This window comes from Pseudomonas sp. MIL19 (assembly GCF_028680365.1).
Lineage (GTDB): Bacteria > Pseudomonadota > Gammaproteobacteria > Pseudomonadales > Pseudomonadaceae > Aquipseudomonas > Aquipseudomonas spirodelae.
Genome location: NZ_JAPPVG010000001.1, coordinates 77,854 through 100,312, shown reverse-complemented (window position 1 = coordinate 100,312; position 22,459 = coordinate 77,854). Strand labels below are relative to the sequence as shown.

General features: G+C 58.4%; 24 protein-coding genes and 1 pseudogene. 13 read left to right on the top strand and 12 right to left on the bottom strand.

Features of this window, described 5'->3' with window-relative positions:
* Positions 1–30: 30 nt before the first annotated feature.
* A complete protein-coding gene (gene mqo, locus N1078_RS00485) occupies positions 31–1,533 on the bottom strand; it encodes a malate dehydrogenase (quinone) (RefSeq protein WP_274086243.1) in 1,503 nt (500 codons plus the stop codon).
* Positions 1,534–2,441: 908 nt separating this feature from the next.
* Here mqo and N1078_RS00475 point away from each other — a divergent pair.
* Positions 2,442–3,026 carry a YajG family lipoprotein gene (locus N1078_RS00475; RefSeq protein ID WP_274086241.1) on the top strand — a complete coding sequence of 195 codons (585 nt, stop codon included), beginning with the start codon at positions 2,442–2,444 and terminating at the stop codon, positions 3,024–3,026.
* Positions 3,027–3,109: 83 nt separating this feature from the next.
* Here the strand turns inward: N1078_RS00475 and N1078_RS00470 are convergent, their stop codons facing one another.
* Positions 3,110–3,316 (bottom strand): hypothetical protein, encoded by a 207-nt coding sequence (locus N1078_RS00470; protein WP_274086240.1) that lies wholly within the window; start codon positions 3,314–3,316, stop codon positions 3,110–3,112.
* A 259-nt stretch (positions 3,317–3,575) separates the two neighbouring features.
* Here N1078_RS00470 and N1078_RS00465 point away from each other — a divergent pair, with 259 nt between their 5' ends.
* Positions 3,576–3,863 carry a hypothetical protein gene (locus tag N1078_RS00465; RefSeq protein WP_274086239.1) on the top strand — a complete coding sequence of 96 codons (288 nt, stop codon included), beginning with the start codon at positions 3,576–3,578 and terminating at the stop codon, positions 3,861–3,863.
* 59 nt (positions 3,864–3,922) lie between these two features.
* On the opposite strand, the gene N1078_RS00460 is transcribed toward N1078_RS00465, so the two are convergent.
* On the bottom strand, positions 3,923–5,089 hold the full coding sequence (locus tag N1078_RS00460) for a 1-acyl-sn-glycerol-3-phosphate acyltransferase (RefSeq protein WP_274086238.1): 1,167 nt from the start codon (positions 5,087–5,089) through the stop codon (positions 3,923–3,925).
* Positions 5,090–5,217: 128 nt separating this feature from the next.
* Here N1078_RS00460 and N1078_RS00455 point away from each other — a divergent pair, with 128 nt between their 5' ends.
* The 3 genes from N1078_RS00455 to N1078_RS00445 all read left to right on the top strand — a co-directional run bounded on the left by N1078_RS00455 (position 5,218) and on the right by N1078_RS00445 (position 6,513).
* Complete coding sequence (locus N1078_RS00455; RefSeq protein ID WP_274086237.1) at positions 5,218–5,400, top strand: CPXCG motif-containing cysteine-rich protein; 183 nt, start codon at positions 5,218–5,220, stop codon at positions 5,398–5,400.
* Positions 5,400–5,660, top strand: a complete 261-nt coding sequence (locus N1078_RS00450) for a putative signal transducing protein (protein WP_274086236.1) — start codon at positions 5,400–5,402, stop codon at positions 5,658–5,660. The genes N1078_RS00455 and N1078_RS00450 overlap by 1 nt, the downstream gene beginning before the upstream one ends.
* 235 nt (positions 5,661–5,895) lie before the next feature.
* Positions 5,896–6,513 (top strand): SOS response-associated peptidase, encoded by a 618-nt coding sequence (locus N1078_RS00445; protein WP_274086235.1) that lies wholly within the window; start codon positions 5,896–5,898, stop codon positions 6,511–6,513.
* A gap of 79 nt (positions 6,514–6,592) precedes the next feature.
* Here N1078_RS00445 and N1078_RS19555 read toward each other — a convergent pair whose 3' ends face one another.
* Positions 6,593–7,336, bottom strand: a complete 744-nt coding sequence (locus N1078_RS19555) for a methyl-accepting chemotaxis protein (RefSeq protein WP_443218077.1) — start codon at positions 7,334–7,336, stop codon at positions 6,593–6,595.
* Positions 7,337–7,447: 111 nt separating this feature from the next.
* Positions 7,448–7,651, bottom strand: a pseudogene (locus N1078_RS19550) (HAMP domain-containing protein); the annotation flags it as partial.
* A 1,263-nt stretch (positions 7,652–8,914) separates the two neighbouring features.
* Here N1078_RS19550 and N1078_RS00435 point away from each other — a divergent pair.
* A complete protein-coding gene (locus N1078_RS00435) occupies positions 8,915–9,727 on the top strand; it encodes a M48 family metallopeptidase (protein ID WP_274086233.1) in 813 nt (270 codons plus the stop codon).
* Between the two features lie 68 nt (positions 9,728–9,795).
* On the opposite strand, the gene N1078_RS00430 is transcribed toward N1078_RS00435, so the two are convergent.
* The 4 genes from N1078_RS00430 to N1078_RS00415 form a co-directional block, all read right to left on the bottom strand.
* A complete protein-coding gene (locus N1078_RS00430; RefSeq protein WP_274086232.1) occupies positions 9,796–10,239 on the bottom strand; it encodes a ketosteroid isomerase-related protein in 444 nt (147 codons plus the stop codon).
* A 102-nt stretch (positions 10,240–10,341) separates the two neighbouring features.
* A complete protein-coding gene (locus tag N1078_RS00425; protein WP_274086231.1) occupies positions 10,342–10,926 on the bottom strand; it encodes a TMEM165/GDT1 family protein in 585 nt (194 codons plus the stop codon).
* Positions 10,927–11,170: 244 nt separating this feature from the next.
* Positions 11,171–12,169 (bottom strand): class I SAM-dependent methyltransferase, encoded by a 999-nt coding sequence (locus tag N1078_RS00420; RefSeq protein WP_274086230.1) that lies wholly within the window; start codon positions 12,167–12,169, stop codon positions 11,171–11,173.
* Between the two features lie 28 nt (positions 12,170–12,197).
* Positions 12,198–13,163, bottom strand: a complete 966-nt coding sequence (locus N1078_RS00415; RefSeq protein WP_274086229.1) for a 2-hydroxyacid dehydrogenase — start codon at positions 13,161–13,163, stop codon at positions 12,198–12,200.
* 81 nt (positions 13,164–13,244) lie between these two features.
* Between N1078_RS00415 and N1078_RS00410 the strand changes: the two genes are divergently transcribed.
* Positions 13,245–13,874: a LysE family transporter gene (locus tag N1078_RS00410; RefSeq protein WP_274086228.1), complete on the top strand. Its 630-nt coding sequence runs from the start codon at positions 13,245–13,247 to the stop codon at positions 13,872–13,874.
* 61 nt (positions 13,875–13,935) lie between these two features.
* On the opposite strand, the gene smpB is transcribed toward N1078_RS00410, so the two are convergent.
* On the bottom strand, positions 13,936–14,418 hold the full coding sequence (gene smpB, locus N1078_RS00405) for an SsrA-binding protein SmpB (RefSeq protein WP_274086227.1): 483 nt from the start codon (positions 14,416–14,418) through the stop codon (positions 13,936–13,938).
* Between the two features lie 153 nt (positions 14,419–14,571).
* On the opposite strand from smpB, the gene N1078_RS00400 reads away from it, so the two are divergent.
* The 3 genes from N1078_RS00400 to N1078_RS00390 are packed head-to-tail and all read left to right on the top strand — an operon-like array spanning position 14,572 to position 16,757.
* Complete coding sequence (locus N1078_RS00400) at positions 14,572–15,975, top strand: sodium-dependent transporter (protein ID WP_274086226.1); 1,404 nt, start codon at positions 14,572–14,574, stop codon at positions 15,973–15,975.
* Between the two features lie 34 nt (positions 15,976–16,009).
* Positions 16,010–16,444: a type II toxin-antitoxin system RatA family toxin gene (locus N1078_RS00395; protein ID WP_274086225.1), complete on the top strand. Its 435-nt coding sequence runs from the start codon at positions 16,010–16,012 to the stop codon at positions 16,442–16,444.
* Positions 16,437–16,757 (top strand): RnfH family protein, encoded by a 321-nt coding sequence (locus tag N1078_RS00390; protein ID WP_274086224.1) that lies wholly within the window; start codon positions 16,437–16,439, stop codon positions 16,755–16,757. Before N1078_RS00395 ends, N1078_RS00390 begins: the two co-directional genes overlap by 8 nt.
* Positions 16,758–16,832: 75 nt before the next feature.
* Here N1078_RS00390 and N1078_RS00385 read toward each other — a convergent pair whose 3' ends face one another.
* Positions 16,833–17,351 carry an outer membrane protein assembly factor BamE gene (locus N1078_RS00385; protein WP_274086223.1) on the bottom strand — a complete coding sequence of 173 codons (519 nt, stop codon included), beginning with the start codon at positions 17,349–17,351 and terminating at the stop codon, positions 16,833–16,835.
* Positions 17,352–17,448: 97 nt separating this feature from the next.
* On the opposite strand from N1078_RS00385, the gene fur reads away from it, so the two are divergent.
* The gene (gene fur / locus N1078_RS00380) at positions 17,449–17,853 is read left to right on the top strand and encodes a ferric iron uptake transcriptional regulator (protein WP_090255961.1); all 405 of its coding nucleotides are present in this window, start codon (positions 17,449–17,451) and stop codon (positions 17,851–17,853) included.
* A gap of 71 nt (positions 17,854–17,924) precedes the next feature.
* Here the strand turns inward: fur and recN are convergent, their stop codons facing one another.
* The gene (recN, locus tag N1078_RS00375) at positions 17,925–19,598 is read right to left on the bottom strand and encodes a DNA repair protein RecN (RefSeq protein ID WP_274086222.1); all 1,674 of its coding nucleotides are present in this window, start codon (positions 19,596–19,598) and stop codon (positions 17,925–17,927) included.
* Positions 19,599–19,753: 155 nt separating this feature from the next.
* Between recN and grpE the strand changes: the two genes are divergently transcribed.
* Positions 19,754–20,323: a nucleotide exchange factor GrpE gene (gene grpE / locus N1078_RS00370; RefSeq protein ID WP_274086221.1), complete on the top strand. Its 570-nt coding sequence runs from the start codon at positions 19,754–19,756 to the stop codon at positions 20,321–20,323.
* Positions 20,324–20,423: 100 nt separating this feature from the next.
* Positions 20,424–22,340 carry a molecular chaperone DnaK gene (dnaK, locus tag N1078_RS00365; protein WP_274086220.1) on the top strand — a complete coding sequence of 639 codons (1,917 nt, stop codon included), beginning with the start codon at positions 20,424–20,426 and terminating at the stop codon, positions 22,338–22,340.
* Positions 22,341–22,459: the final 119 nt, after the last annotated feature.

Sequence of the window (22,459 nt, the reverse complement as noted above, 5' to 3'; positions counted from 1 at the left end):
CGAAAGGCGGTTTTTTATTGCCTAAGCGGTTTAGGCGTTAACGCTTTGTTCCAGTTGCAGCAAGGCATCGGAGCGCGACTGCACTTCTCGATAGCGCTCAGCATCGCTGGCCAAAACGTCAGCCATGGCCGGGAAGATTTCGTTCAGCTTGGTGCGCCATTGCTCAGACTTCACCTGCTCGCCGAAGCAGCGCTGGATCAGGTCAAGCATGATCGAGACGGTTACCGAAGCGCCTGGCGATGCGCCCAGCAGGGCGGCCAGAGAACCATCCTGTGCGGCCACCAGTTCGGTGCCGAACTGCAGGATGCCACCGTTTTTCGCATGCTTCTTGATGATCTGCACGCGTTGGCCAGCGATCTCGATGCGCCAGTCTTCGGCTTTGGCTTCTGGGTAGAAGCCGCGCAGAGTTTCCAGGCGCTTCTCTTCGGACTGCAGCACTTCCTTGATCAGGTAGCGGGTCAGGTCGAAGTTGTCGCGCGCCACGGCCAGCATGGGGCCGATGTTGTTGAAGCGGATCGACAGCGGCAGGTCAAGGAACGAACCACGTTTGAGGAACTTGGTGGTGAAACCGGCGTAAGGGCCGAACAGCAGCGAGGTCTTGCCTTCGACTACGCGGGTATCCAGGTGCGGGACCGACATCGGTGGCGAGCCAACGGCTGCCTGGCTGTAGACCTTGGCCTGGTGCTGTTTGACGATTTCCGGGTTGTCGCAGCGCAGCCACTGGCCGCTGACCGGGAAGCCGCCAAAGCCTTTACCTTCAGGAATACCAGACATCTGCAGCAGCGGCAGTGCCGCGCCGCCGGCGCCGAGGAAGACGAACTTGGCTTGGATTTCCCGCGTGCTGCCGTTTTGCAGATTCTTGACGCTGACGCGCCAGCCTTGACCGCTGCGCTTGAGGCCAACAACCTTTTGGCTGCAGGTGACCTTGGCTGCGTTCTGCTGACGGAGGTGGTCGAGCAGGTGCAGGGTCAATGCGCCAAAGTTAACGTCGGTGCCAGCCATTACGCGGGTGGCGGCGATGGGCTCGTTCGGGTCGCGGCCCGGCATCATCAGCGGCATCCATTCGGCCATGGTGGCGCGGTCTTCGCTGTATTCCATTTCGCTGAAGGCGTGGTGAGCGGTCAGCGCGGTAAAGCGCTTCTTCAGGAAGTCGATGCCTTTTTGGCCACGTACGAAGCTTAAGTGTGGAACCGGGCTGATAAAGGATTTGGGCGAGCCAAAGCGACCTTTCTCGACCAGGTAAGCCCAGAACTGCTTGGACTCCTCGAACTGAGCATTGATGGACACCGATTTTTTGATGTCGATCGAGCCATCAGCCGCTTCTGGCGTGTAGTTCAGCTCGCACAGGGCCGCATGGCCAGTGCCCGCGTTGTTCCACGGGTAAGAGCTTTCACTCGATGCGGTGCTCATCATGTCGAGCACTTCCAGCTTGATGGCTGGGTCGAGCTCTTTCAGCAGTACGGCCAGGGTCGCACTCATGATGCCGGCACCAACCAGCACCACATCCATTGTTTCGTATTCGTTTTGCGCCATTACCACTTCTCCGCAAACCAGCACTCAATAGACGTTAATCAGCCAGGATAAACAGGCAATCAGCAGTCGGTGAGACGTTCAGGGTTGAAGGAAGCAGGCTTCTGGGAGCAGATGCCAACCGCGAGATCGTTCATTTTCGCCACACTCTTGTGAAGTTTTCCAAACCGTTTTTTCCACGCTCTTTTGGAGTCGTGAACCTCAAAACACGTCTGCTTTAGCCAGCTTTTCACCGACGTGAAACGACCTTTGCAGAAGCTGCATGGCATTTCACAGTTGGGAAAAGCGCTAGCTAGGAGGCAGCGTGAAGTGGGCGACTCTCTGGGGCGCGGCCGATGAGTGGTGCATCAGCGTGACGGCAGGGCCCGAACAGGAGGCGTCCTTATATTCGGGGCGCGATTATAAGGGCAAAGCAGGAAAATTGATCGCCTGGTGTGACTTTTCTTCTGTTGTCTGTCAAGCCGCCAGCGTTTGTCGGGCGTGCAGGCATGGCGTTATCTGTATGGTTCGGGCGCTGGCTGGCAGCGGCCGATTAAGCCAACTGGAGCAACTTTGTTGCACCTCAACCCAGCCAGGGCCTTGCGGGGCTTGGGCTGACTGGCGCAGTGCAGTGCAAATGCCCTGCGCGTCGAGTAGGGCGAATGAGCGCATCGGACGCTTGGGGGCGAGCAGGCTACGCAGGGTAAACATGGCGATCTCTCACGGGCAGGGAAGACTAAAGTCTTATGCCCGATGCGCATGACAAAGGCATTACGGGAACCTGTTACTCCCCAGTGCGTCAGATCAGTAGCTGGTGCTGTGCTGGATTAGCACTACACACAGAGCTAACTGATCCCAACCAGCGCTGTCAGGCACATATCGCGCTGGTTATACTGCGCGCCACATCTGCCCCTATCTATGGAGAGTTGAGCATGCTGCATCGTCTGCTGTTTGGTCTGGTGGCTGTTGCCAGCCTTACTCTGGTGGGTTGTGCCCACAGCCCGCAACAACTCAGCCCACAACCCAAACTCAATAGCCCGATCACGGCCGTTGGCCAGGGCCAGCCTGTGGTCGTGCGGGTGGCTGATGGGCGTCCTTCGCCGGTGTTAGGCACCCGCGGTGGCCTCTACCCGGAAACCAGCGCAATCAGTGTGACTGGTCAGGACATCCTGCCCAAGCTGCAGGCCCAGGCTGAAGCGGCCGTGCGTTTGCTCGGGTTTACCCCAAGCGCCAATGCCTACAACGCCCCTCAGTTGACCTTGACCCTGGCCGAGCTGAAGTACCAGTCGCCGAAAGAAGGCCTGTACGTGACTGAGGCTGACATGACCGCGACCTTCCGTGTTGATGTGCAGAACTCTAGCCGTCGCTACAGCGGCCGTTACGGTGCGTCGTTAAATCAGCGTTTCGGCATGGCACCTAATCAGGCCACCAACACCAAGCTGGTGAGCGATGTGTTGAGTGATGCCCTGACCCGCGCCTTCAAGGACCCGACCATCGGTCAGGTGCTCGCGCAGTAAGCGGTGTTGGCGTAATAAAAAGCCCGGATTATTCCGGGCTTTTTTCTATTTGCGATTTCTTGCCTGCAGCGAACGGCCGCGCCTTAGGCGGCTTCGCTGTAAAGCGCGGGCAGGCTGATGCCCGTGCGCGTGTCGATATCAGGCAGGGCGTAATGTTCATGGCCGCCGAGGGCGCAGTACACCAGCCAGTGCTCGTCTTGCACGTTGAATGACAGCCCGTCGATGACGGCTTCAACGTCGTCCAGCGAGTCGATCAGGTAGTCGCGGTCTTGGGGTTTGGCATGCAGCATGGGGCAATTCTCCATGGCGAGTAAGGGGCTGTGTTTTGCGCGCGAAGCCTTTTGGGTGGGGTGTTGCGGCGCGCGTTAAACCCTAAATCAAGCATGTGACAGTACGCTCACAGTCACTGCGATTCGTCGGAATCGAGCCGCGAGAGCGGCATCCTTCGGTAGACTCCGCGCCCGTAATTGGACTACCCGTTGCTGTATTGGGTGTGCTGATGGTCAGGCGCGACACTGCTCGCATGCCATTAAGAAGTTGAGGTCGAACATGTCGTTGCAAACGCTCTGGTGGCTGATCGAAGGGCAGCCCGGGCAGTGGTTGAATGGATTGGCGCTGTTTTTTGCCCTGGCCGGCGCCTGGTTGCTGTTGGCTACCCGCCTGCGTGAGCAGCTTGCGCAGGCGCGGCTGTTGGCCGGTAATGCGCTAAACGCGCTGGCGCAGCAGGCTGATGCTTGTGATGAGCCGACCCGGCGGCTCAACCGCTTCTTCTATCGCTTTGGTTATACCTGCCTGGCCTTGGCGCTGCTGCTGTCCTGGCTCAGTACCCAGCTGTAGGGTCGATTTAGACAAAAACGGCAGCCAATGGCTGCCGTTTTTTATTGCGGGTAAGGGCGCTAAAGGGGTAGCCCGGCCTTGATTCGGTACTGGTTACGCACCGGGTTGGCGTATTGCAGGATCAGGTAGGGTTGCTGCTCGCTCGGGCAGTTGGCCAAGCGGCGCTGCCACTCGCTTTTTGCCGCACTGAGTTCTGCGGCAGGGAACAGTTCGGCAGCGTCGGGCACAGCCAGTGCAGGGTCGCGATCCGCCCACATGGCATACGCCAGGTAATGCACGGGGAACAGTCGGTAGCCGCTAAGAATCTGCCGGTCCATCTCCGCCGCCAGGACCTTGCTGTCCTCCAGGCATTGCTTCACAGGCGCGCCGAAATGTACATGTACGCGGCCTTTGTAACCGGTGATGCCGAGCGCGATGCTTTGGTCATCCTCGCCGGCGGCCTTGGTATAACTGCCACTGCTGGCGCGGGTTGACAGTTCGCGGGCCTTGGCCTGATCGCAAGGGTCGTATTCATAGCTGATCGATACCGGCGTCAGGCGCAGGTTGTTGATCAGCTCGGCAAACGGCTCGGTTTTCCGGCTCATATGAAACATCTTGAGGATCGCCGAGTCGGTGCGGTCATCACCGTCCTTGGCGCGCCCCTCAGCCTGGGCGATCCAGATCGACTCGCCATCAACCCGAATCGAGTGATTGATATAGGCCGAGAGCAACTGGTAAGCCGCCAGCTTCTCGCGCCGGCCGCTGAGCGAGCGGTGCACGATAAAGCTCTTGTTCAGGCGCATCAGGTCGCTGACAAACGGCTTTTGCAGCAGGTTGTCGCCAATCGCGATGCGTGGCGTTGGCAGCCCCGCGTGGTACACAGCATAGTTGACGAACGCCGGGTCCATCACGATATCGCGGTGGTTGGCGAGGAATAGATAGGCTTGGCCGGCTTGCAGATGCTCGATGCCGGAATAGCTCACGCCATCGGTCGCCTGCTCAATGGTGTGGTCGACATAACTGGCGATACGCGATTGCAATTGCGCCACCGAACTCACGTCACGGAACTCAAGACGCAGGCGATAGGCTATAAGTGGTTTAAGCAGCCAGCCCAAAGGCCCAGCCAGGCGCGGGAAGCGGAACTGAGTGAGGATGCCGAGAAACGCATCGTCGGCCAGCAGGCGCGCAAGTACGGCAGGGACTTCTGCGTCAGCGTAAGGTCGGATGGTATCGAATTCGCCCATCATGTTCTCTTGTCGTGGTTGGCTGTGGAGATGCTCACCGCTCTGGTCGTCGCGCTCAGCATGGGCTGTTGCGCGACTGCAGGGCCAGCTATAGACCGGCGATTATACGCCCAAGTCACAAGGAGACCGCGATGCTGGAAACTCAGGACTACCAGTGCCCTTATTGTGGCGAGCAGGTCGAGGCCTTACTCGACTTGTCTGCTGGCGATCAGCAATACATCGAAGACTGTCCGGTGTGCTGCCGGCCGATCGTGTTTTCGCTGCAGACCGATGGTGAGGACTGGTGCCTCGACGTGCGCGGGGAGAATGACTGATGCAACGCATTTATGAGCCGCAAGATCTGATGGAAGCTGAATTGCTGCTCGGCATGCTGGCCAGTGAGGGCATCGACGCCTACCTCACCGGGCAGCACCTGGCTGGGGCGGTGGGTGAGTTACCTGCCTGCGGCTTGCTCGGGGTGATGGTCGAGGATGCGCAAGCGCACCGCGCACAACAGCTGATCGCCGCGTACAATGCCGCGCAGCCGCTGCCTGGTGATGAGCCGGATAACTTCCAAGGTACGTTGCTCTGCTGATTGCCTGGTTATGGTCTGCTGCGCGTCGGCCCTGCGGCGTTAAAAACAGGCTCAGAATGCTCATGTACAAAAGTACACTCGTGTGTGAGTCCAGTCCGCTTCCTCGCCGTTTTGACCAGCCGAAGGCTGTTACTAACGTAGTGTCTTGCAGGACTCTAGCTCGCGAGACCATAAAGCAAGTTTTCAAACGCCGCTGTGCAGCTCCTGTCTCTACTTAAACGCTATCGAGTTCCCCATGTGTGGACGTTATGCCCTGTTCCGTTGGACGCCTGCATTTGCGGCGATTCCCGGCTTCCCTGCTGACCAGTTACCGCACTGGAGTATCTCGCCGCACAGCCAGGTCTTGCTGCTGCGTAATGTCGACGGCGAGCGCCAGCTGGCACGCGCGCGCTGGGGGCTGACGCCGCCCTGGTTGACGGATCTCACCAAGACCCCGGCCCAGGCGCGTGCGGAAACCCTGGCCGAGCAGCCGATGTTTCGTGAGGCGTTTCGTCTGCGCCGTGGTCTGTTGCCGGCTAATGGCTTTTACGAATGGCGAGGCACGGCGCGCAAACGCCCGTACTGGCTGACAGGTGAGGGCACGCCGCTGTACTTTGCGGCCTTGTGGGAGGCTTATCCGGTTGAGGGTTTCGTCTACCTCAGTGCTGCGGTCGTCACCCAGGCGGCTGCCAGTCAGCGTCGGCCGTTGATTCTCGACGAGGCTGGGCAAGCGGCCTGGTTGTCAGCCGAGACCACGCCAGCTGAGCTACAGGCGCTACTGGCAAGGCCACAACCCGCACTGCGCGAGCGGGTGCTGGCCAATCTGATCAATGATCCCAAGCTGGATGCACCTGAGTGCCTGACGCCTGCCTAGCTGGCGGGCGCTCCTTATAAAGTTTTAACCATAAAAAAGGGCGAACTGCGCGGCAGTCCGCCCTTTTTTGCCTGCCCAGTTAGACCTTGAATTGGTTGATCAGGCGACGCTGCTGTTCGGCCAGTTTGGTCAGCTCTGCGCTGGCCTGGCTGGCCTCGTCGGCGCCACCTGCAACTTCGTTGGCCACCTGGCCGATATTGGTGACGTTACGGTTGATGTCTTCGGCAACTGCGCTTTGCTCCTCAGCCGCGCTGGCGATCTGCGTGTTCATGTCGTTGATCACCGAAACCGCCTGAGTGATGGACTCCAGCGCTGCGGCTGCCTGACTGGCCTGCTTCACGCTGATCTCGGTTTTGCTCTGGCTGTCTTCCATCACACTAACAACGTCGCGGGTGCCTTGTTGCAGCTGCTGGATCATGGTCTGAATTTCTTCGGTGGCCTGCTGGGTTTTTTGCGCCAGGTTGCGCACCTCGTCGGCCACTACGGCAAAACCTCTGCCCTGTTCGCCGGCGCGTGCGGCCTCGATGGCCGCGTTGAGCGCGAGCAGGTTGGTCTGCTCGGCAATGCCGCGAATCGCTACCAAGATGGCGTTAATGTTCTCGCTGTCCTTGGCCAGCGTTTGTACCACTGTCACCGCGCGCCCGATTTCCTGGGCCAGTGCAGCAATCGAGTCCGCGGTGTTCTGCACCGTTTGCTTGCCTTGATTGGCGGCGCGGTCTGCATGGTTCGCAGCTTCAGCGGCATGGGTGGCGTTGCGTGCCACATCCTGAGCGGTAGCGGTCATCTCATGCACGGCAGTGGCAACCAGTTCGATTTCCGCCATTTGTTTCTGCACGCCCTGGTTGGTGCGGATGGCAATGTCGGCAGTGTGCTCGGATGAGTCGCTGACTTTCTGTACCGAACTCACCACTTGGCTGATCATGGCCTGCAGTTTGCTCAGGAAGGTGTTGAAACCGAGCGCGATCATGCCCAGCTCGTCCGCTCGGTCAGTTGTCAGGCGACGGGTTAGGTCGCCTTCACCCTTGGCGATGTCATCAAGCATTGCCACCATTTGTTTTAGTGGGCGGGCAATGCCGTAGCCAACAAACCACACCACCAATAAGCCAATAGCCGCAATTAATAAGCCGACCAGCGCCATGCCCAGGGTGTCGGCCTCGCCTTGTGCGTGGAGGTCGGCCTGCATGCTTTGTAGATCAGCCATGACGGTATTGACCGGAAGTACCAGCATGAGCACCCAGCGAGTATCGCTATCGCCAATGTTGAAGCTGAGAAACAGCTCGATGTGGTTCTTAGACGGATCTTCTTGCTCGTCAATGTCATAGATGACTTGGCCGGCAGTCATGCTTTGCAAGTTGGCTACTTCGTTAGCGTCGAGCAGCTCAGTTGCCGGGCTACCCAGCTTGTCCGGTGCTTTTGTTGACGCGACCAGGCGGCCATTGCTTGCGATAAGCGCCATTTCCCCCGCGCCGTCATAGAGTTTGCTGTCTGCTTTGAGCAACAACTCCTGAATGAAGTTAACGGCCAGGTCTGCCCCGGCAATGCCCCGAAACTGGCCATTGACGAGAATCGGAGAGGTAAAGGAGGCGAGCATGATCATCTTGCCGCCGACGTCGTAGGGGGCAGGGTCAATCACGCAGGTTTTTTTGCTCTCTTTGGGGCACAGGTAGTACTCGCCAGCGCGAACCCCAGTGGGGAGCAGCGTTTCGGTCTCCATATCGCCAAGGGCATCAATACCTAAGCTGCCATCGGCATTGCGGAACCACCATGGGTTGAAGCGCCCCGAGCCATCGTAGCCGTTGTCTTTTATGCCGGCGTAGACGTCATCATTGGCGTCGAAGGCATTTGGCTCCCAGCCGATATAACTGCCCAGCAGTTTAGGATTTTGTGCAGTGGTTTCGTGTACTAGGTTTGCCAGCTCTTCCCGGCTAATGGACAACAGCGGGCTGCCAGTGCTGTCCTGCATGCCGAGTAGCGCGTTAGTTCGTGCCAGGTCGGCAGTGATCTGCAGGGGTATGTCCAACTCACGCTGAATCTGTAGGACCTGGGCTTGCGCCAGAGCCGTCAAACGTTGCTGGATGACCTGTTCGAGTAGGTCGCGGGTACGCTCCTGCACCAAAGCCTGGCTTCTGTTGCTGGCAAAAACTGCGTACATCACCAGTGCAGCGACTACGGCTAGGACGCTCGCGCCAGCCATCGCGGCAACTGAAAACTGAATGGATTTAAGCTTCATGGATGCTCCGGCGAGAGTAGGGGGCTATCCATAGCTATCGGCAGGCGGGGATGGAATCCGTAGTGCCTGTATGCAGATAAAAGATGGCTAAGGCTGATTGTGCAAGTTCAGCTGTTGCTCGGTTGGAGGGGGCGGCCTAGCATACGAACCTTGTTCATCGGGAGATTCAGCATGAAACACTTGTTGCCATTATCTGCACTGGCTGCGGCCTTGCTGCTGGCAGGATGCCAGGCCGTCAATACCACCAGTGGCGGCGCAGTGGGTGTAGAGCGCAAGCAGTACATGTTCAGCGCGCTCTCGACTCAGGAAGTTAATCAGATGTATGCGCAGTCCTATCAGCAGACCCTGGGCGAGGCTTCCAGTAAGGGTGTGCTGGATAAAACCAGCAATAACGCCAAGCGTCTGCGTACGATTGCTGATCGCCTGATCAAACAGGCGCCGCTGTTTCGCCCGGATTCGGCGCAGTGGCAGTGGGAAGTCAACCTGATCAAAAGCCCCGAACTTAACGCCAACTGCGGCCCGGGCGGCAAGATTATTTTCTACAGCGGCATCATCGATAAGCTGGACCTGACTGATGACGAGATCGCCGCGATCATGGGCCACGAAATGGCTCACGCGCTGCGCGAACACAGCCGTGAGGCAATGTCCAAGGCTTACGGCATCGAGATGGCCAAACAAGGCGCCGGCGCTTTGCTCGGGCTGGGCTCAGACACCCTGGCGCTGGCCGACGCAGCGGTGGAATACGGCATGACCTTGCCCAATAGCCGTGGCAATGAGAACGAGGCCGATCTGATTGGTTTGGAGTTGGCGGCCCGCGCGGGCTACAACCCTAACGCCGCGGTTAGCCTGTGGCAGAAGATGGCTGCCGCCAGTGAAGGCGCGCCGCCTGAATTTATGAGCACTCACCCGTCGTCGAATAGTCGTATCGCATCCTTGCAAGCGGCGATTCCTAAAGTAATGCCGCTGTACGAGCGGGCGCGTTAAGTCGCGATCAAGACAAAAAAGCCCCGCTCGCATGCGGGGCTTTATTTGTTTGAGCAGATTTTTCGCGGTTAAGGCAGGGCCTTGGCGGCAAAGGATTGCGTGGGCATGCCCAGCTGTGAGCGGAAGCTTTCCATGTCGAACATGGTGCAGATTTCCTGGATTTCATGGCTTGGGGTGAGCGTCCAGAAGGCCATGGCCGAGATGCTCAGCACTTTGTCGCTGGGTTGATAGCCGAGGGCAGGTCGCTGGATGGTGCCGATCAGGGTGCTCCAGGTCACCACTTTGTAACCTTCGGCAATGCATTCCTCAACCACCACCTGCAAATCCGGCATGGCGTGACGGATGTCCTTCACCATCTGTGAAAACGCCGGGCTGTTGAGTGGTCTACCCATGAACGAACTCTTATAGAGAAAGTCCTTGCTGTGCAGTTGCTCTGCCAGCATCGAGCGACCTTTGTTCCACGACAACTCTATATGCTGGCGTACCAGCTTTTTCCGATCATCCAGCGGCATGCATGTCTCCGTGACGGCCTGTAGGCAGGTTTTTTCCCACTGTAGCAGTCGTCTACGGGCCGAGGTAGTGGATTGACGCCAGTGCCCTGGCGTCGTTGCTGGTTAAATCAGCCCGCTGAATTTCATAGCCTGGTACCCGGCATAGATGGCCAGGGCTGCAAAGGCGCAGGCGGCCACGCGGCGAATCAGGGTCAAGGGCAGGCGCTCGGCGGCAAAATTACCGGCCAGTACCACCGGCACGTTAGCCAGCAACATGCCCAGGGTCGTACCGATGATCACCAAGATGAAGTGTGGGTATTGTGCCGCGAGCATCACTGTTGCCACTTGGGTCTTGTCGCCCATTTCGGCGATGAAGAAGGCGATCAGCGTTGTGAGGAAGGGTCCGTATTTTTTCAGGCCGGATTCTTCGTCCTCGTCGAGCTTGTCTGGTACCAGTGTCCAGAGCGCAACAGCGACAAAGCTGGCGGCGAGCACCCAGCTAAGGGTGGCTGGGGAGAAGAAGCTGGCTACCCAGTTGCCGACAGCACCCGCCGCGAAATGGTTGGCCAGTGTGGCGACCACGATGCCCCAGATGATCGGCCAGGGTTTGCGAAAGCGTGCGGCCAGGAGCAAGGCAAGCAATTGCGTCTTGTCACCGATTTCGGCCAAGGCAACGATGAAGGTTGGAACAAACAGGGATTCGAGCATCAGGCTTTCCTAAAGGGGCGGGTCGACATGGCTATGACACGTACAGCCTTCCCGCCCCGGGTAAGGTGTGCGTGTCATAGGTCTTGTCAAACCGCAGGCCCCGCTGAGTGGGCCTGGGGTCGCACGCGCCATGCTCTGTTGAGCAAGTATGTTGACACGTGCCGGGCGAGCTGGCGCTCGCGGGAGACTACTCCCCTAGGACGCGCGCATTCTGCCCGTGCACCCGCAAGAGGGCAAGCGTGTTTTAGTTTTTGCGGGCGCGGTAGATGCGAAAGCCCTTGGCATCGGCCAGGGTCTGACAGGTGCCGAGGTGCTGCTCAATCAGCGGCGGGTACTTGAGGAAGCTGTTGGCGACCAGGCGCAGCTCGCCTTGGCTGGCCAGGTGTCGGGCTGCCTGGCGCAGTAAATGTTCGGTAGCTTGGTAGTGGGTGTGTACGCCCTGGTGGAAGGGCGGGTTGCTGAGGATTGCGCTGAGGCCAGTGGGGGCGGCATCAATGCCATCACCACTGATGACCTCGGCCTGCAGGCCATTGGCGGCGAGCGTCAGGCGGCTGCTTGCGACGGCAAAGGCGTCGACATCCAGCATCGTCACCTGGCTATCTGGGTAACGGCGTTTTAGCGCCGCGCCGAGAACCCCGGCGCCACAGCCGAAATCCAGTATGTGCACGCTCGGCAGGTTATCCAGATGCTCCAGCAGCAGTGCACTGCCTACATCTAGACGACCATGGCTGAATACGCCGGGCAGGCTGAGGACTTTCAGGGGGCCGTCACTCAGGGGTAATTCATAGTGCTGCGCCAGGCTGTGCAGATCCGGCGTGGCCGGTGTGTGCTCAACCCTGACTTGCCAGAGTTGGCAGTGCCGTGCGCTGTCGAGTTTGCGCGTTTGGCCAAACGCTGCCAATTGTTTGGCCGCACGCTCGACACCCGCGCGCTTTTCTCCCACGAGGAACAACTCGCGGCCACCCAGGCGCGCGGCCAAGGTGTTGAGCAGGTATTCGGTCAGTTCGCGGGATTTCGGCAGAAACAACACCGCCGCCTGGAAGTCGCGTTCGTCAGGCTGGGTGGCAAACTGGCAGCGGTTGCTGAAGCGCGCATCCAGCAGGGCATGCTCACCGGCGTGCCAGCTCCAGCCATGGGCCTCTGGGAAATGACCGAGCAGATCATCCGCCGGCAAGCCAGCCAGCAGTAGCCGACCGGTGAATAGATTGGCCTGACGCAGCAGTACTTCACTTCGCGGGTCCATGGACGCTCCTGGAAAAAAGTTGCGTAGCTTAGCCGACTACGCGCACCGGTGCGCCGTTGAAAAATGCCTGAGCGTTTTCTGCCAGCTGGCCGACGATGCGTTGCCGTGCCTCGCGGCTGCCCCAGGCGCTGTGCGGCGTGATGATCAGTCGAGGAATGTCGGCGGCGAGCAGCACGTTGCCATCCTTGGGCGGCTCCTGGGTCAGTACGTCGGTGGCTGCGCCGCCGAGGTGACCCGCGCGCAGCGCATCAGCTAGGGCCTGTTCGTTGACCAAACCGCCACGCGCTGTGTTGATCAGCAGGGCGCCAGGCTTCATCAGGCTGAGCTCGCGGGCATCGATAAGGTTCAGGGTGTCGCTGTTCAACGGGCAGTGCAGGGTGAGTGCGTCGACCTGGGGCAGCAGTTCGTCCAGCGGCAGGCGGTCTGCTCGGGCTGGGCGGCCGGGTAGCTGGCCGAGGAGTACGCGCATGCCAAAGGCTTCGGCCAGTCGTGCTACGGCGCTGCCCAGCTCACCATGGCCAAGCATGCCGAGAGTTTTGCCGTGTAGTTCGATAATCGGGTGGTCTAACAGGCAAAATTGCTGCGCCTGTTGCCAGCGACCGGCTCGAATATCCTGCTGATAGTCCGGCAGGCGCGTGGCCAGCGCGAGCAGCAGCATCAGGGTGTGCTGCGCCACCGAGGGTGTGCCGTAGCCCTGGCAGTTGCTCACACTGATGCCGTGGGCACGGGCGGCGGCCAGGTCAATCGAGTTGATGCCGGTGGCCGCCACCAAAATGAGTTTCAGCTCAGGGCAGGCGGCGAATACCTCGGCAGTCAGCGGTACTTTGTTGCTGATCGCAACCTGTACACCTTGCAGGCGTTCGATGGTCTGCGCCGGCGTGCTGTGCGGATACAGTTGCAGGTCGGCAAAGCAGGCGCTCAGGCTGGATAAATCAAGGTCGCCCAAGTCGAGTGAGCTGTGGTCGAGAAAGACGGCGCGGTGACTGTTACTCATCAGCTGTATCTATCCTGCGAGTTTGGGAGGGGAGTAAGGTTGCGAGCCTAACAGAATCATTTCGTCGTCGCGGAGTCGCCCATGTATTGGACTGAGTTTTTAGCTGTGGCCCTGATCCACTTTCTGGCAGTGGCCAGCCCTGGGCCGGATTTTGCGATTGTGGTGCGCGAAAGTGTTGGTCATGGGCGACGTGCGGGCATGTTCAGTGCGCTAGGCGTGGGCTGCGGTATTTTTATCCACGTAGCCTATTCGCTGTTGGGCATTGGTTTAATCGTGTCGCAATCACTGGTGCTGTTCAATGCGTTGAAGTGGCTGGCGGCTGCTTACCTGCTTTACATCGGCATCAAGGCGTTGCGTGCCAAGCCGGCCGGTGCGAACAGTGCAGAGTTGCGTGTGCAGGAGGGTGAGCGCTCACCCCGTGCAGCCTTTATGGCGGGCTTTGTGACCAATGGCCTGAACCCTAAGGCCACGCTGTTTTTCCTGTCGTTGTTTACCGTGGTGATCAATCCGCATACGCCGTTGCTGGTGCAGGCGGGGTATGGGGTGTACCTGGCGGTTGCGACTGCGCTGTGGTTCTGCATGGTTGCCCAGCTGTTCAGTCACCAGCGGGTACGCGCTGGTTTCGCGCGAATGGGGCACTGGTTTGATCGGTTGATGGGCACGGTATTGATTGGTTTGGGCGTTAAGCTGGCGTTTACCGAGCTGCGCTAAGCGAATTGCTGTAACAAAAACGCCCCGCATCAGCGGGGCGTTTTGATTTGGTTCGGCGCGTTTAGTCGTCTTTGCCTTTGCTGCGCATGGCGCGCTGGACTTCACGGTTAGCGTCGCGCTCTTTCTCGGTGTGACGCTTGTCGAAGTCTTTTTTACCCTTGGCCAGGGCAATTTCGCACTTGATCAGGTGCGCCTTCCAGTAGATCGACAGCGCTACGCAGGCATAGCCTTTCTGCTGCACGGCACTGAACAACTTGTCCAGCTCGCGCTTGTTCAGCAGCAACTTGCGGGTGCGGATGGGGTCGGCAATCACGTGGGTGCTGGCCGTGGTCAATGGGGTGATGTGGCAGCCCATCAGCCAGGCTTCGTCGTTTTTCAGCAGCACATAGCTGTCGACCAACTGAGCCTTACCAGCGCGCAGACTTTTCACTTCCCAGCCGGCCAGGACCAAGCCCGCCTCGAATCTGGATTCGACGAAGTAGTCATGCATCGCCTTCTTGTTTTGCGCGATGGTGCCTTGTGGGTGTTTCTTTTGTTTAGCCATAGGGCGCGCATTATAGGGAGTCCCAGGCGCGGAAGCTATGTGTGCGATCAGGCAAAAGCATTCACGGGCTATCCAGTGTCGGCTGCGCTTGAGCCGCCTTGGCGAATCCCCGACAATGCGCGATCTTTTTTAAATAGAGCAGGCTAGCCGAGCATGGCGAACGATAAGGTTTCGATACACGGTGCCTGGGCCAGCCGTTGGGTGTTTATTCTGGCGGCGACCGGGTCGGCTGTAGGCCTGGGTAATATCTGGAAGTTCCCCTACATGACTGGCATGTACGGTGGCGGGGCTTTTGTGATGATGTACCTGGTGTGCATCTTTATGGTGGGTCTACCGATCATGCTCGCGGAGACGCTGATCGGTCGACGCGGCCGGCAAAGTCCGGTCAATACCCTCAAAACCTTGGCCATTGAATCGGGTGCTTCGCCGAAATGGTCTTGGGCGGCGCTGGTCGGGATGATTGCCGCGCTGTTGATCCTGTCGTTTTACAGCGTAGTGGCCGGCTGGTCGCTGGATTACATCCTCAGCATGGGCAGCGGGCAGTTTGCCGGTGTCAGTGCGCAAGGAGCCGGTGCGGCGTTTGGTGCGCTGACCGCCGATCCGTGGCGGCTGACCCTGTGGCACACGCTGTTTATGTTGCTGACCGGTTTTGTGATTGCCCGAGGCGTGGTGGCGGGGCTGGAGCGTAGTTTGCGCATCATGATGCCGCTGCTGTTTGTGCTGCTGTTGGTGTTGCTGGGGTACAGCATGACCACCGGGCATTTCATGCAAGGCTTCCATTTTTTGTTTAATTTCCAGCCTGAGCGGGTTCTTGATGGTGTGCTGGCCGCCATGGGGCATGCCTTCTTTACCTTGAGCGTCGGCGTAGGCGCGATCATGGTCTACGGCTCCTATATGCCGAAGCAGGCTTCGATTGGCAGTACCATCCTCACCGTGGGCATCCTCGATACCCTGGTGGCGCTTACTGCGGGGTTGGCGCTATTTCCAATTGTCTTCGCCGGTGGTTTGGAGCCGAGTGCGGGACCGGGTCTGATGTTTGTCACCCTGCCTGTGGCATTCGGCAATATCGCTTTCGGTCAGGTAATGGGCACGCTGTTCTTTGTGTTGGTGCTGATTGCCGCGTGGACTTCGTCAATCTCCATGCTGGAGCCCGCAGTGGCTTATCTGGTTGAACGCAGTAAACGCAGCCGGGTGTTGGTGACCAGTGTGTTGGCATTTGTGTGCTGGGTGATTGGTATGGGCACTGTGCTGTCCTTCAATCTGGCCGCTGAGGCGAAGTTCTTTGTATTTGCCGAAGACGGCTTTCATCTATTCCAGTGGGGTGCCGAGGGTGGTCGGAACTTCTTCGACAGCATCGATTACCTGACCAGCCGTATCATGCTGCCGCTCGGTGGTTTGACGTTTGCCCTCTTTGCCGGTTGGGTGCTCAAGCGTGAAGCCGTGCGTGAAGAGCTGGCGATGAAGAGCCCGTTGCTGTTTAACGTGGTGTATTGGTTTATTCGCGTGGTCGCGCCGATTGGTGTGCTGATCGTGTTTGTGGCCGAGCTGAATAAATGATCACCTGTGTCCCGTTTAACCCAGTGGTTGGATTATGAGTACGCATATTCAGCGTTCGGCGTTGTTGCCGTATCCGGCGCGAGCGCTGTATGACCTGGTCAATGATGTGGCCAGTTACCCGCAATTTTTGCCCTGGTGCTCGGCCAGTGAGGTACTTGAAGTCAGTGATACGCACATGCGCGCCTGTCTTTCTGTGGCCAAGGGCGGCTTAAGCCAGCGGTTTGTTACCGCCAATGTGCTGGTGCCAGGCGAGCGAATTAACTTGAACCTGGTTGAAGGGCCGTTCACCCAGTTGTTCGGGCATTGGGAGTTCAAAGCGTTGGGCGACAAAGCCTGCAAAATCAGTCTGGACCTGACATTCGACTACGCTGGGCCGTTGGTGCGCGCAACGCTCGGGCCATTGTTCAATCAGGCGGCCAACACCCTGGTTGATGCGTTTTGCCAAAGGGCCAAGCAACTTTATGGATAAGCCAAATATTGTGGTCGAGGTGGTGTACGCTCTGGCTGACAAGCATAAACTGCTGCGTCTGAGCGTGCCCTATGGCACCACGGTGCGTCAGGCGGCGTTGCAGTCTGGTATGCAGGCGCACTTCCCAGCTCTGGATCTACACAACAGCCCGCTGGGTATTTTCGGCAAGGCGGTAAGCAAGCCCGATGAGCGTGTGCTGGAAGAGGGTGAACGGGTGGAGATCTATCGTCCGCTGATTGCTGACCCCAAAGAGGTGCGTAAGCAGCGTGCGGCCAAGGCTGCGCAAGCCAAGGCGGACAGTAGCGGGGAGTAGTGATAAAGGCGTGTCGTCAGAGATGGCGAGGCACAAAAAAGCCCGGACATGTCCGGGCTTTTTATTAGCGCACTATTACTGCGGCGTGCTTTCCAGGGGCTCTGGTGTAGGCACTGGGACGACTTTTACATCGTCTACTTCACGCTGAATCTGCTCGAGCAGGGAGCCGGGGGCAGGCTTATCTTCTGTTTGAGTCGGCTGCGCCGCCTGCGGCGTGGTAACACCACTGCTTTCGCCGAGGATTGCCTGGTCGCGGCTCACGCCTGGCATAAAGTCGCCCGACAAGCCGACTAGTTGGTCGTCAGCACTGAAGTTCACACTCACGCGCTCTTGCAAGCGCTGACCACCACCTGGCTGGATGCTGTACAGGTAATCCCAGCGGTTGGCGTGGAAGGTGTCGGTGAGCAAGGGGTTGCCCATGATAAACCGCACTTGCTTGCGGGTCATTCCCGGACGCAACTGGTCTATCATGTCCTGCGTGACGACATTGCCCTGTTGGATGTCGATTTTGTAAACCCCGGGGAATGAACAACCGGCGAGTGCGAGTAGCCCCGTAAGGGAGAGGCTGGTCAGCAGGAGTTTGGTCTTTTGCATCGGTGGGCGACTTCCACTATCTTGGCTGGGCAATATAACCCCGGATCATACCCGCAATAAAGGAAGCTGCGAAGCCGCTTCCGTGAGAAAGCAGACCATGGTTGAAAATAGCGAACTACGCAAGGCTGGCCTGAAAGTGACCCTGCCACGGGTCAAGATACTACAAATGCTCGACTCTGCCGGCCAGCGTCACATGAGTGCCGAAGACGTATATAAGGCTTTAATGGAGGCTGGTGACGACGTAGGTTTGGCGACTGTCTACCGCGTACTGACCCAGTTTGAAGCCGCAGGCCTGGTGGTTCGCCATAATTTTGATGGCGGTCATGCGGTCTTCGAGTTGGCGGACAGCGGCCATCACGACCATATGGTCTGTGTTGATTCTGGCGAAGTGATTGAGTTCTTCGATGCGGAGATCGAAAAACGCCAGAAAGAAATCGTCAAAGAGCACGGTTTTGAGCTGGTTGATCATAATCTTGTGTTGTACGTGCGCAAGAAAAGCTGATCAGCCTGTTTGAATGACAAAGGCGACCCTCGGGTCGCCTTTGTGCTTTCTAGCGTTCTAGGGCGATTGAATCAGGCTTGGGCGCTGCTGACCATTTGCCGTGCGTGGGCCAGGGATTCTTCGGTTAGGTCTACGCCGCCGAGCATGCGGGCGATTTCCTCTACGCGCTGCGCTGAGCTGAGCTTGCTCACCGCGGTGCGTGTGGCATCGCTTTCGCGGACCTTATGTACAAACAGATGCTGATGCCCTTGTGCTGCAACTTGCGGCAGGTGAGTCACGGTGAGCACCTGGCCGCGTTCGCCGAGCTTGCGCAGCAGCTGTCCGACCACTTCTGCGGTGGGGCCGCCGATGCCGACGTCGACTTCATCGAATACCAGGGTTGGTACCCGTGAGGTTTGAGCGGTGATCACCTGGATCGCCAGGCTGATGCGCGACAGTTCGCCGCCCGAGGCCACTTTGGCCAGGGCTTTGAGCGGTTGGCCGGGGTTAGCGCTGACCAGAAACTCCAATTGCTCCAAGCCATTGGGGTGCGGCTCGCTGTTGCTGTTGGCGCTCAGCTTGATGGTAAAGCGTCCGCCGGGCATGCCGAGGGTTTGCATCTCCACTTCTACCGCGTTGGCCAGTTGGTCGGCGGCGTTATTGCGCAGCGTACTGAGTTCCGTGGCTTTTTCCTGGTAATGCCGTTCGAAGGCTGTCAGCTCCTCGCTGAGGCGCTCGGCCGCCTGGTCGTCAGCGTTGAGGCTTTCCAGTTCTTCGAATAACTGTTGCTGCATCGCCCCTAGTTCGGTTGGCTGGATACGGTGCTTGCGTGCCAGGGTGTAGATCGCGTCCAGGCGCTCTTCCATCTGTTGCAGGCGCTCAGGGTCAGCATCGAAGTGGTCGAGAAAGCGGTTCAGCTCGCCGACGGCTTCTTCAACTTGGATCTGTGCACTGGCCAGTAGGTTGGTCGCTTCGCTCAGCGCGCCTGGCTGGCCCTGGAAGTTGCCAAGGCGGTTGAGGCTGTTGGTAAGGGCGGACAGCACGTTGCCGGCATCATTCTCGCTGCATTGTTCAATCACCAGGCGACAGGCGCTGAGTAGGCTTTCGGCATTGGTCAGGTTTTTGTGTTCCTGCTCCAGTTGCTCAAGTTCATCTTCGCCGAGGGCTAGATTATCCAGCTCTTCCAGTTGGTAGCTGAGCAGTTGGTGGCGAGCGCGCTGCTCGTCACCGAGGCTGGAAATCCGTTGCAGTTCATTCTTGGTTTGTTTCCAGCGCTGCGCGGCGAGTTGCACCTGGCGCGCCAGCTCCTGGCTGCCGGCGTATTCATCAAGCAGGCGGCGGTGGGTCTCGGGTTTGAGCAGTGACTGGTGTTCATGTTGGCTGTGGATGTCGATCAGCAGCTCGCCGAGCGCCTTAAGGTCGCCTTGTGGGCTGGGCGCGCCATTGATGTAACCGCGCGAACGGCCTTCGGCAGTAATCACGCGACGGAGGATGCACGGCCCGTCGTTGTCCAGGTCGCGTTCGGCCAGCCAGGTGCGGGCTTCTGGGATGTCGCGCAGGTCGAAGCTGGCGAGGATGTCGGCCTTGTCCGCGCCAGGGCGCACCACACCGCTGTCGGCGCGATCACCTAAGGTCAGGCCGAGAGCGTCGAGCATGATCGACTTGCCAGCGCCGGTTTCGCCGCTGATTACGCTCATGCCGGCATCCAGTTCTAGATCAAGGTGTTCGACAATGGCGTAGTTGTGTACGGACAGGTGCACCAGCATGGCGAGGGCCTCCCAAGTTCATGTCTGGTTATTTATACAGTGTTTTTTTATGGGCTGACAATCCGTCTTTCATCCTTGAAACGATAATTTTTGACCCCATATAACCGCCAGGTACGTGAGTTAAGGCTCGCGACAGAATTCAAAAGGAGAGACGCATGGCTGACGAACAGACCCTGGATACGCAGAACCCTGATCCACATACAGCTGCCGAGGCTGCTGCGGGTGATGATCTGGTTGCTCGCGTGCATGCGCTGGAAGAGCAGCTGGCTGCTGCGCAGGATCAGTCGCTGCGCATGGCCGCCGATCTGCAGAACGTGCGCCGTCGCGCGGAGCAAGATGTAGAGAAAGCGCACAAGTTTGCGCTGGAAAAATTCGCCAACGACTTGTTGCCGGTGGTGGATAGCCTGGAGCGCGGCCTTGAGCTGTCGAATCCAGATGATGAAGCGATCAAGGCGGTGCGTGAGGGCATGGAGCTGACGCTCAAGTTGTTCCTCGACACCCTCAAGCGCTTCCAGTTGGAAGTCATTGATCCTCATGGTGCGCCGTTTAACCCTGAGCACCATCAGGCGATGGCGATGCAGGAAAGCACCAATGTTGAGCCCAATAGCGTGCTCAAGGTGTTCCAGAAGGGCTTCATGCTCAATGGCCGTTTGCTGCGCCCCGCCATGGTGGTGGTCAGCAAGGCGCCGGCAGAAGCGCCGCCATCGATTGATGAGCAGGCTTGAAATTCATCGAGCTGCCCCCATTTAACAGTCAAGCGTTTTAGTTCTACCGCCGCTGGCAATTAACCAGCGGCGGAAATATCAAAATTTCGGGAGAATGAATATGGGCAAAATTATCGGTATTGACCTGGGAACAACCAACTCCTGCGTCTCTGTTCTGGAAAACGGCAAAGCCAAAGTTATTGAAAACGCCGAAGGCACCCGCACTACGCCATCGATTATCGCCTATGCCAACGATGGCGAAATCCTCGTGGGTCAGTCGGCTAAGCGTCAGGCTGTGACCAATCCGCATAACACGCTGTACGCGGTTAAGCGTCTGATCGGTCGTCGCTTCGACGAAGAAGTTGTGCAGAAAGACATCCAGATGGTCCCTTACAAGATCGTCAAGGCGGACAACAATGACGCCTGGGTTGAAGTGAACGGCCAGAAAATGGCGCCGCCACAGATCTCGGCTGAAATTCTGAAGAAAATGAAGAAGACCGCCGAAGACTACCTCGGCGAGCCAGTGACCGAGGCGGTGATCACCGTGCCGGCTTACTTCAACGACAGCCAGCGTCAGGCCACCAAAGACGCCGGCCGTATTGCTGGTCTGGACGTAAAACGCATCATCAACGAACCGACCGCTGCTGCTCTGGCTTACGGTATGGACAAGGCTAAAGGCGATCACACCGTGATCGTTTATGACCTGGGTGGCGGTACCTTCGACGTTTCCGTGATCGAAATCGCGGAAGTTGATGGCGAGCACCAGTTTGAAGTGTTGGCGACCAACGGTGACACCTTCCTGGGTGGTGAAGACTTTGATATTCGTCTGATCGATTACCTGGTTGACGAGTTCAAGAAAGAAACCGGCATGAACCTTAAGGGTGATCCGCTGGCGATGCAGCGCCTGAAAGAAGCTGCCGAGAAAGCCAAGATCGAACTGTCTTCGAGCCAGTCGACCGACGTCAATCTGCCGTACATCACTGCAGACGCCACTGGTCCTAAGCACTTGAACGTGAAGATCTCGCGCGCCAAGTTGGAAGCGCTGGTTGAAGACCTGGTGCAGCGCACCATCGAGCCTTGCCGCATTGCGTTGAAAGATGCCGGTATTGATGTGGGTGCGATCAACGACGTGATTCTGGTCGGTGGTCAGACCCGTATGCCGTTGGTGCAGAAGCTGGTAACCGAATTCTTCGGCAAAGAAGCACGTAAGGACGTTAACCCGGACGAAGCCGTTGCCATGGGTGCTGCTATCCAAGGTGCCGTATTGGCCGGTGACGTGAAAGACGTGTTGCTGCTCGACGTATCGCCGCTGACCCTGGGTATCGAAACCATGGGTGGCGTGATGACCGCGCTGATCGAGAAGAACACCACCATCCCGACTAAGAAGTCGCAGGTGTTCTCGACGGCTGACGACAACCAGAGCGCGGTGACTATTCACGTGCTGCAGGGTGAGCGTAAGCAGGCCAGCGGTAACAAGTCGCTGGGTAAATTTGACTTGGCCGAGATTCCGCCAGCGCCACGTGGCGTGCCGCAGATCGAAGTGACCTTCGATATCGACGCCAACGGCATTCTGCATGTCGGCGCTAAAGACAAGGCCACTGGCAAGACTCAGTCCATCGTGATCAAGGCCAACTCCGGTCTGTCCGAGGAAGAAATCGAGCAGATGGTGCGTGACGCTGAAGCTAACGCTGAAGAAGACCGCAAGTTCGAAGAGCTGGCCAGTGCCCGCAATCAAGGTGATCAGCTGGTGCACGCCACCCGTAAGATGATTACCGAGGCTGGCGATAAGGCGACTGCCGACGAGAAGACTGCAATTGAAGCGGCGCTGAGCGCGCTGGAAGTGGCGGTTAAGGGCGACGACAAAGCTGAAATCGAAGCCAAGATGACCGCGCTGTCCGAAGTGACCGCTCCGTTGGCGCAGAAGATGTACGCTGAGCAACCGCAGCCAGGTGCTGCTGAGCAAGGTGGCGAAAAAGCCAAAGACGCCGGTGACGACGTGGTTGATGCTGAGTTCGAAGAAGTCAAAGACAACAAGTAAGCGCAAGCTTATGCCGCTTTGGCCGGGTGTGACGCGAGTTGCGCCCGGCATGATTCGCCGCGCGGGAGCTTGCTCCCGCGTTGGCGTGTCTGGAGTAGACGATTTTAAGGTGTTGAAGA

Coding starts and splice junctions, on each gene's coding strand:
- mqo (WP_274086243.1), bottom strand. CDS start 1,533: ATGGCGCAAAACGAATACGAAACAATGGATGTGGTGCTGGTTGGTGCC.
- N1078_RS00475 (WP_274086241.1), top strand. CDS start 2,442: ATGCTGCATCGTCTGCTGTTTGGTCTGGTGGCTGTTGCCAGCCTTACT.
- N1078_RS00470 (WP_274086240.1), bottom strand. CDS start 3,316: ATGCTGCATGCCAAACCCCAAGACCGCGACTACCTGATCGACTCGCTG.
- N1078_RS00465 (WP_274086239.1), top strand. CDS start 3,576: ATGTCGTTGCAAACGCTCTGGTGGCTGATCGAAGGGCAGCCCGGGCAG.
- N1078_RS00460 (WP_274086238.1), bottom strand. CDS start 5,089: ATGATGGGCGAATTCGATACCATCCGACCTTACGCTGACGCAGAAGTC.
- N1078_RS00455 (WP_274086237.1), top strand. CDS start 5,218: ATGCTGGAAACTCAGGACTACCAGTGCCCTTATTGTGGCGAGCAGGTC.
- N1078_RS00450 (WP_274086236.1), top strand. CDS start 5,400: ATGCAACGCATTTATGAGCCGCAAGATCTGATGGAAGCTGAATTGCTG.
- N1078_RS00445 (WP_274086235.1), top strand. CDS start 5,896: ATGTGTGGACGTTATGCCCTGTTCCGTTGGACGCCTGCATTTGCGGCG.
- N1078_RS19555 (WP_443218077.1), bottom strand. CDS start 7,336: ATGGCGGAAATCGAACTGGTTGCCACTGCCGTGCATGAGATGACCGCT.
- N1078_RS00435 (WP_274086233.1), top strand. CDS start 8,915: ATGAAACACTTGTTGCCATTATCTGCACTGGCTGCGGCCTTGCTGCTG.
- N1078_RS00430 (WP_274086232.1), bottom strand. CDS start 10,239: ATGCCGCTGGATGATCGGAAAAAGCTGGTACGCCAGCATATAGAGTTG.
- N1078_RS00425 (WP_274086231.1), bottom strand. CDS start 10,926: ATGCTCGAATCCCTGTTTGTTCCAACCTTCATCGTTGCCTTGGCCGAA.
- N1078_RS00420 (WP_274086230.1), bottom strand. CDS start 12,169: ATGGACCCGCGAAGTGAAGTACTGCTGCGTCAGGCCAATCTATTCACC.
- N1078_RS00415 (WP_274086229.1), bottom strand. CDS start 13,163: ATGAGTAACAGTCACCGCGCCGTCTTTCTCGACCACAGCTCACTCGAC.
- N1078_RS00410 (WP_274086228.1), top strand. CDS start 13,245: ATGTATTGGACTGAGTTTTTAGCTGTGGCCCTGATCCACTTTCTGGCA.
- smpB (WP_274086227.1), bottom strand. CDS start 14,418: ATGGCTAAACAAAAGAAACACCCACAAGGCACCATCGCGCAAAACAAG.
- N1078_RS00400 (WP_274086226.1), top strand. CDS start 14,572: ATGGCGAACGATAAGGTTTCGATACACGGTGCCTGGGCCAGCCGTTGG.
- N1078_RS00395 (WP_274086225.1), top strand. CDS start 16,010: ATGAGTACGCATATTCAGCGTTCGGCGTTGTTGCCGTATCCGGCGCGA.
- N1078_RS00390 (WP_274086224.1), top strand. CDS start 16,437: ATGGATAAGCCAAATATTGTGGTCGAGGTGGTGTACGCTCTGGCTGAC.
- N1078_RS00385 (WP_274086223.1), bottom strand. CDS start 17,351: ATGCAAAAGACCAAACTCCTGCTGACCAGCCTCTCCCTTACGGGGCTA.
- fur (WP_090255961.1), top strand. CDS start 17,449: ATGGTTGAAAATAGCGAACTACGCAAGGCTGGCCTGAAAGTGACCCTG.
- recN (WP_274086222.1), bottom strand. CDS start 19,598: ATGCTGGTGCACCTGTCCGTACACAACTACGCCATTGTCGAACACCTT.
- grpE (WP_274086221.1), top strand. CDS start 19,754: ATGGCTGACGAACAGACCCTGGATACGCAGAACCCTGATCCACATACA.
- dnaK (WP_274086220.1), top strand. CDS start 20,424: ATGGGCAAAATTATCGGTATTGACCTGGGAACAACCAACTCCTGCGTC.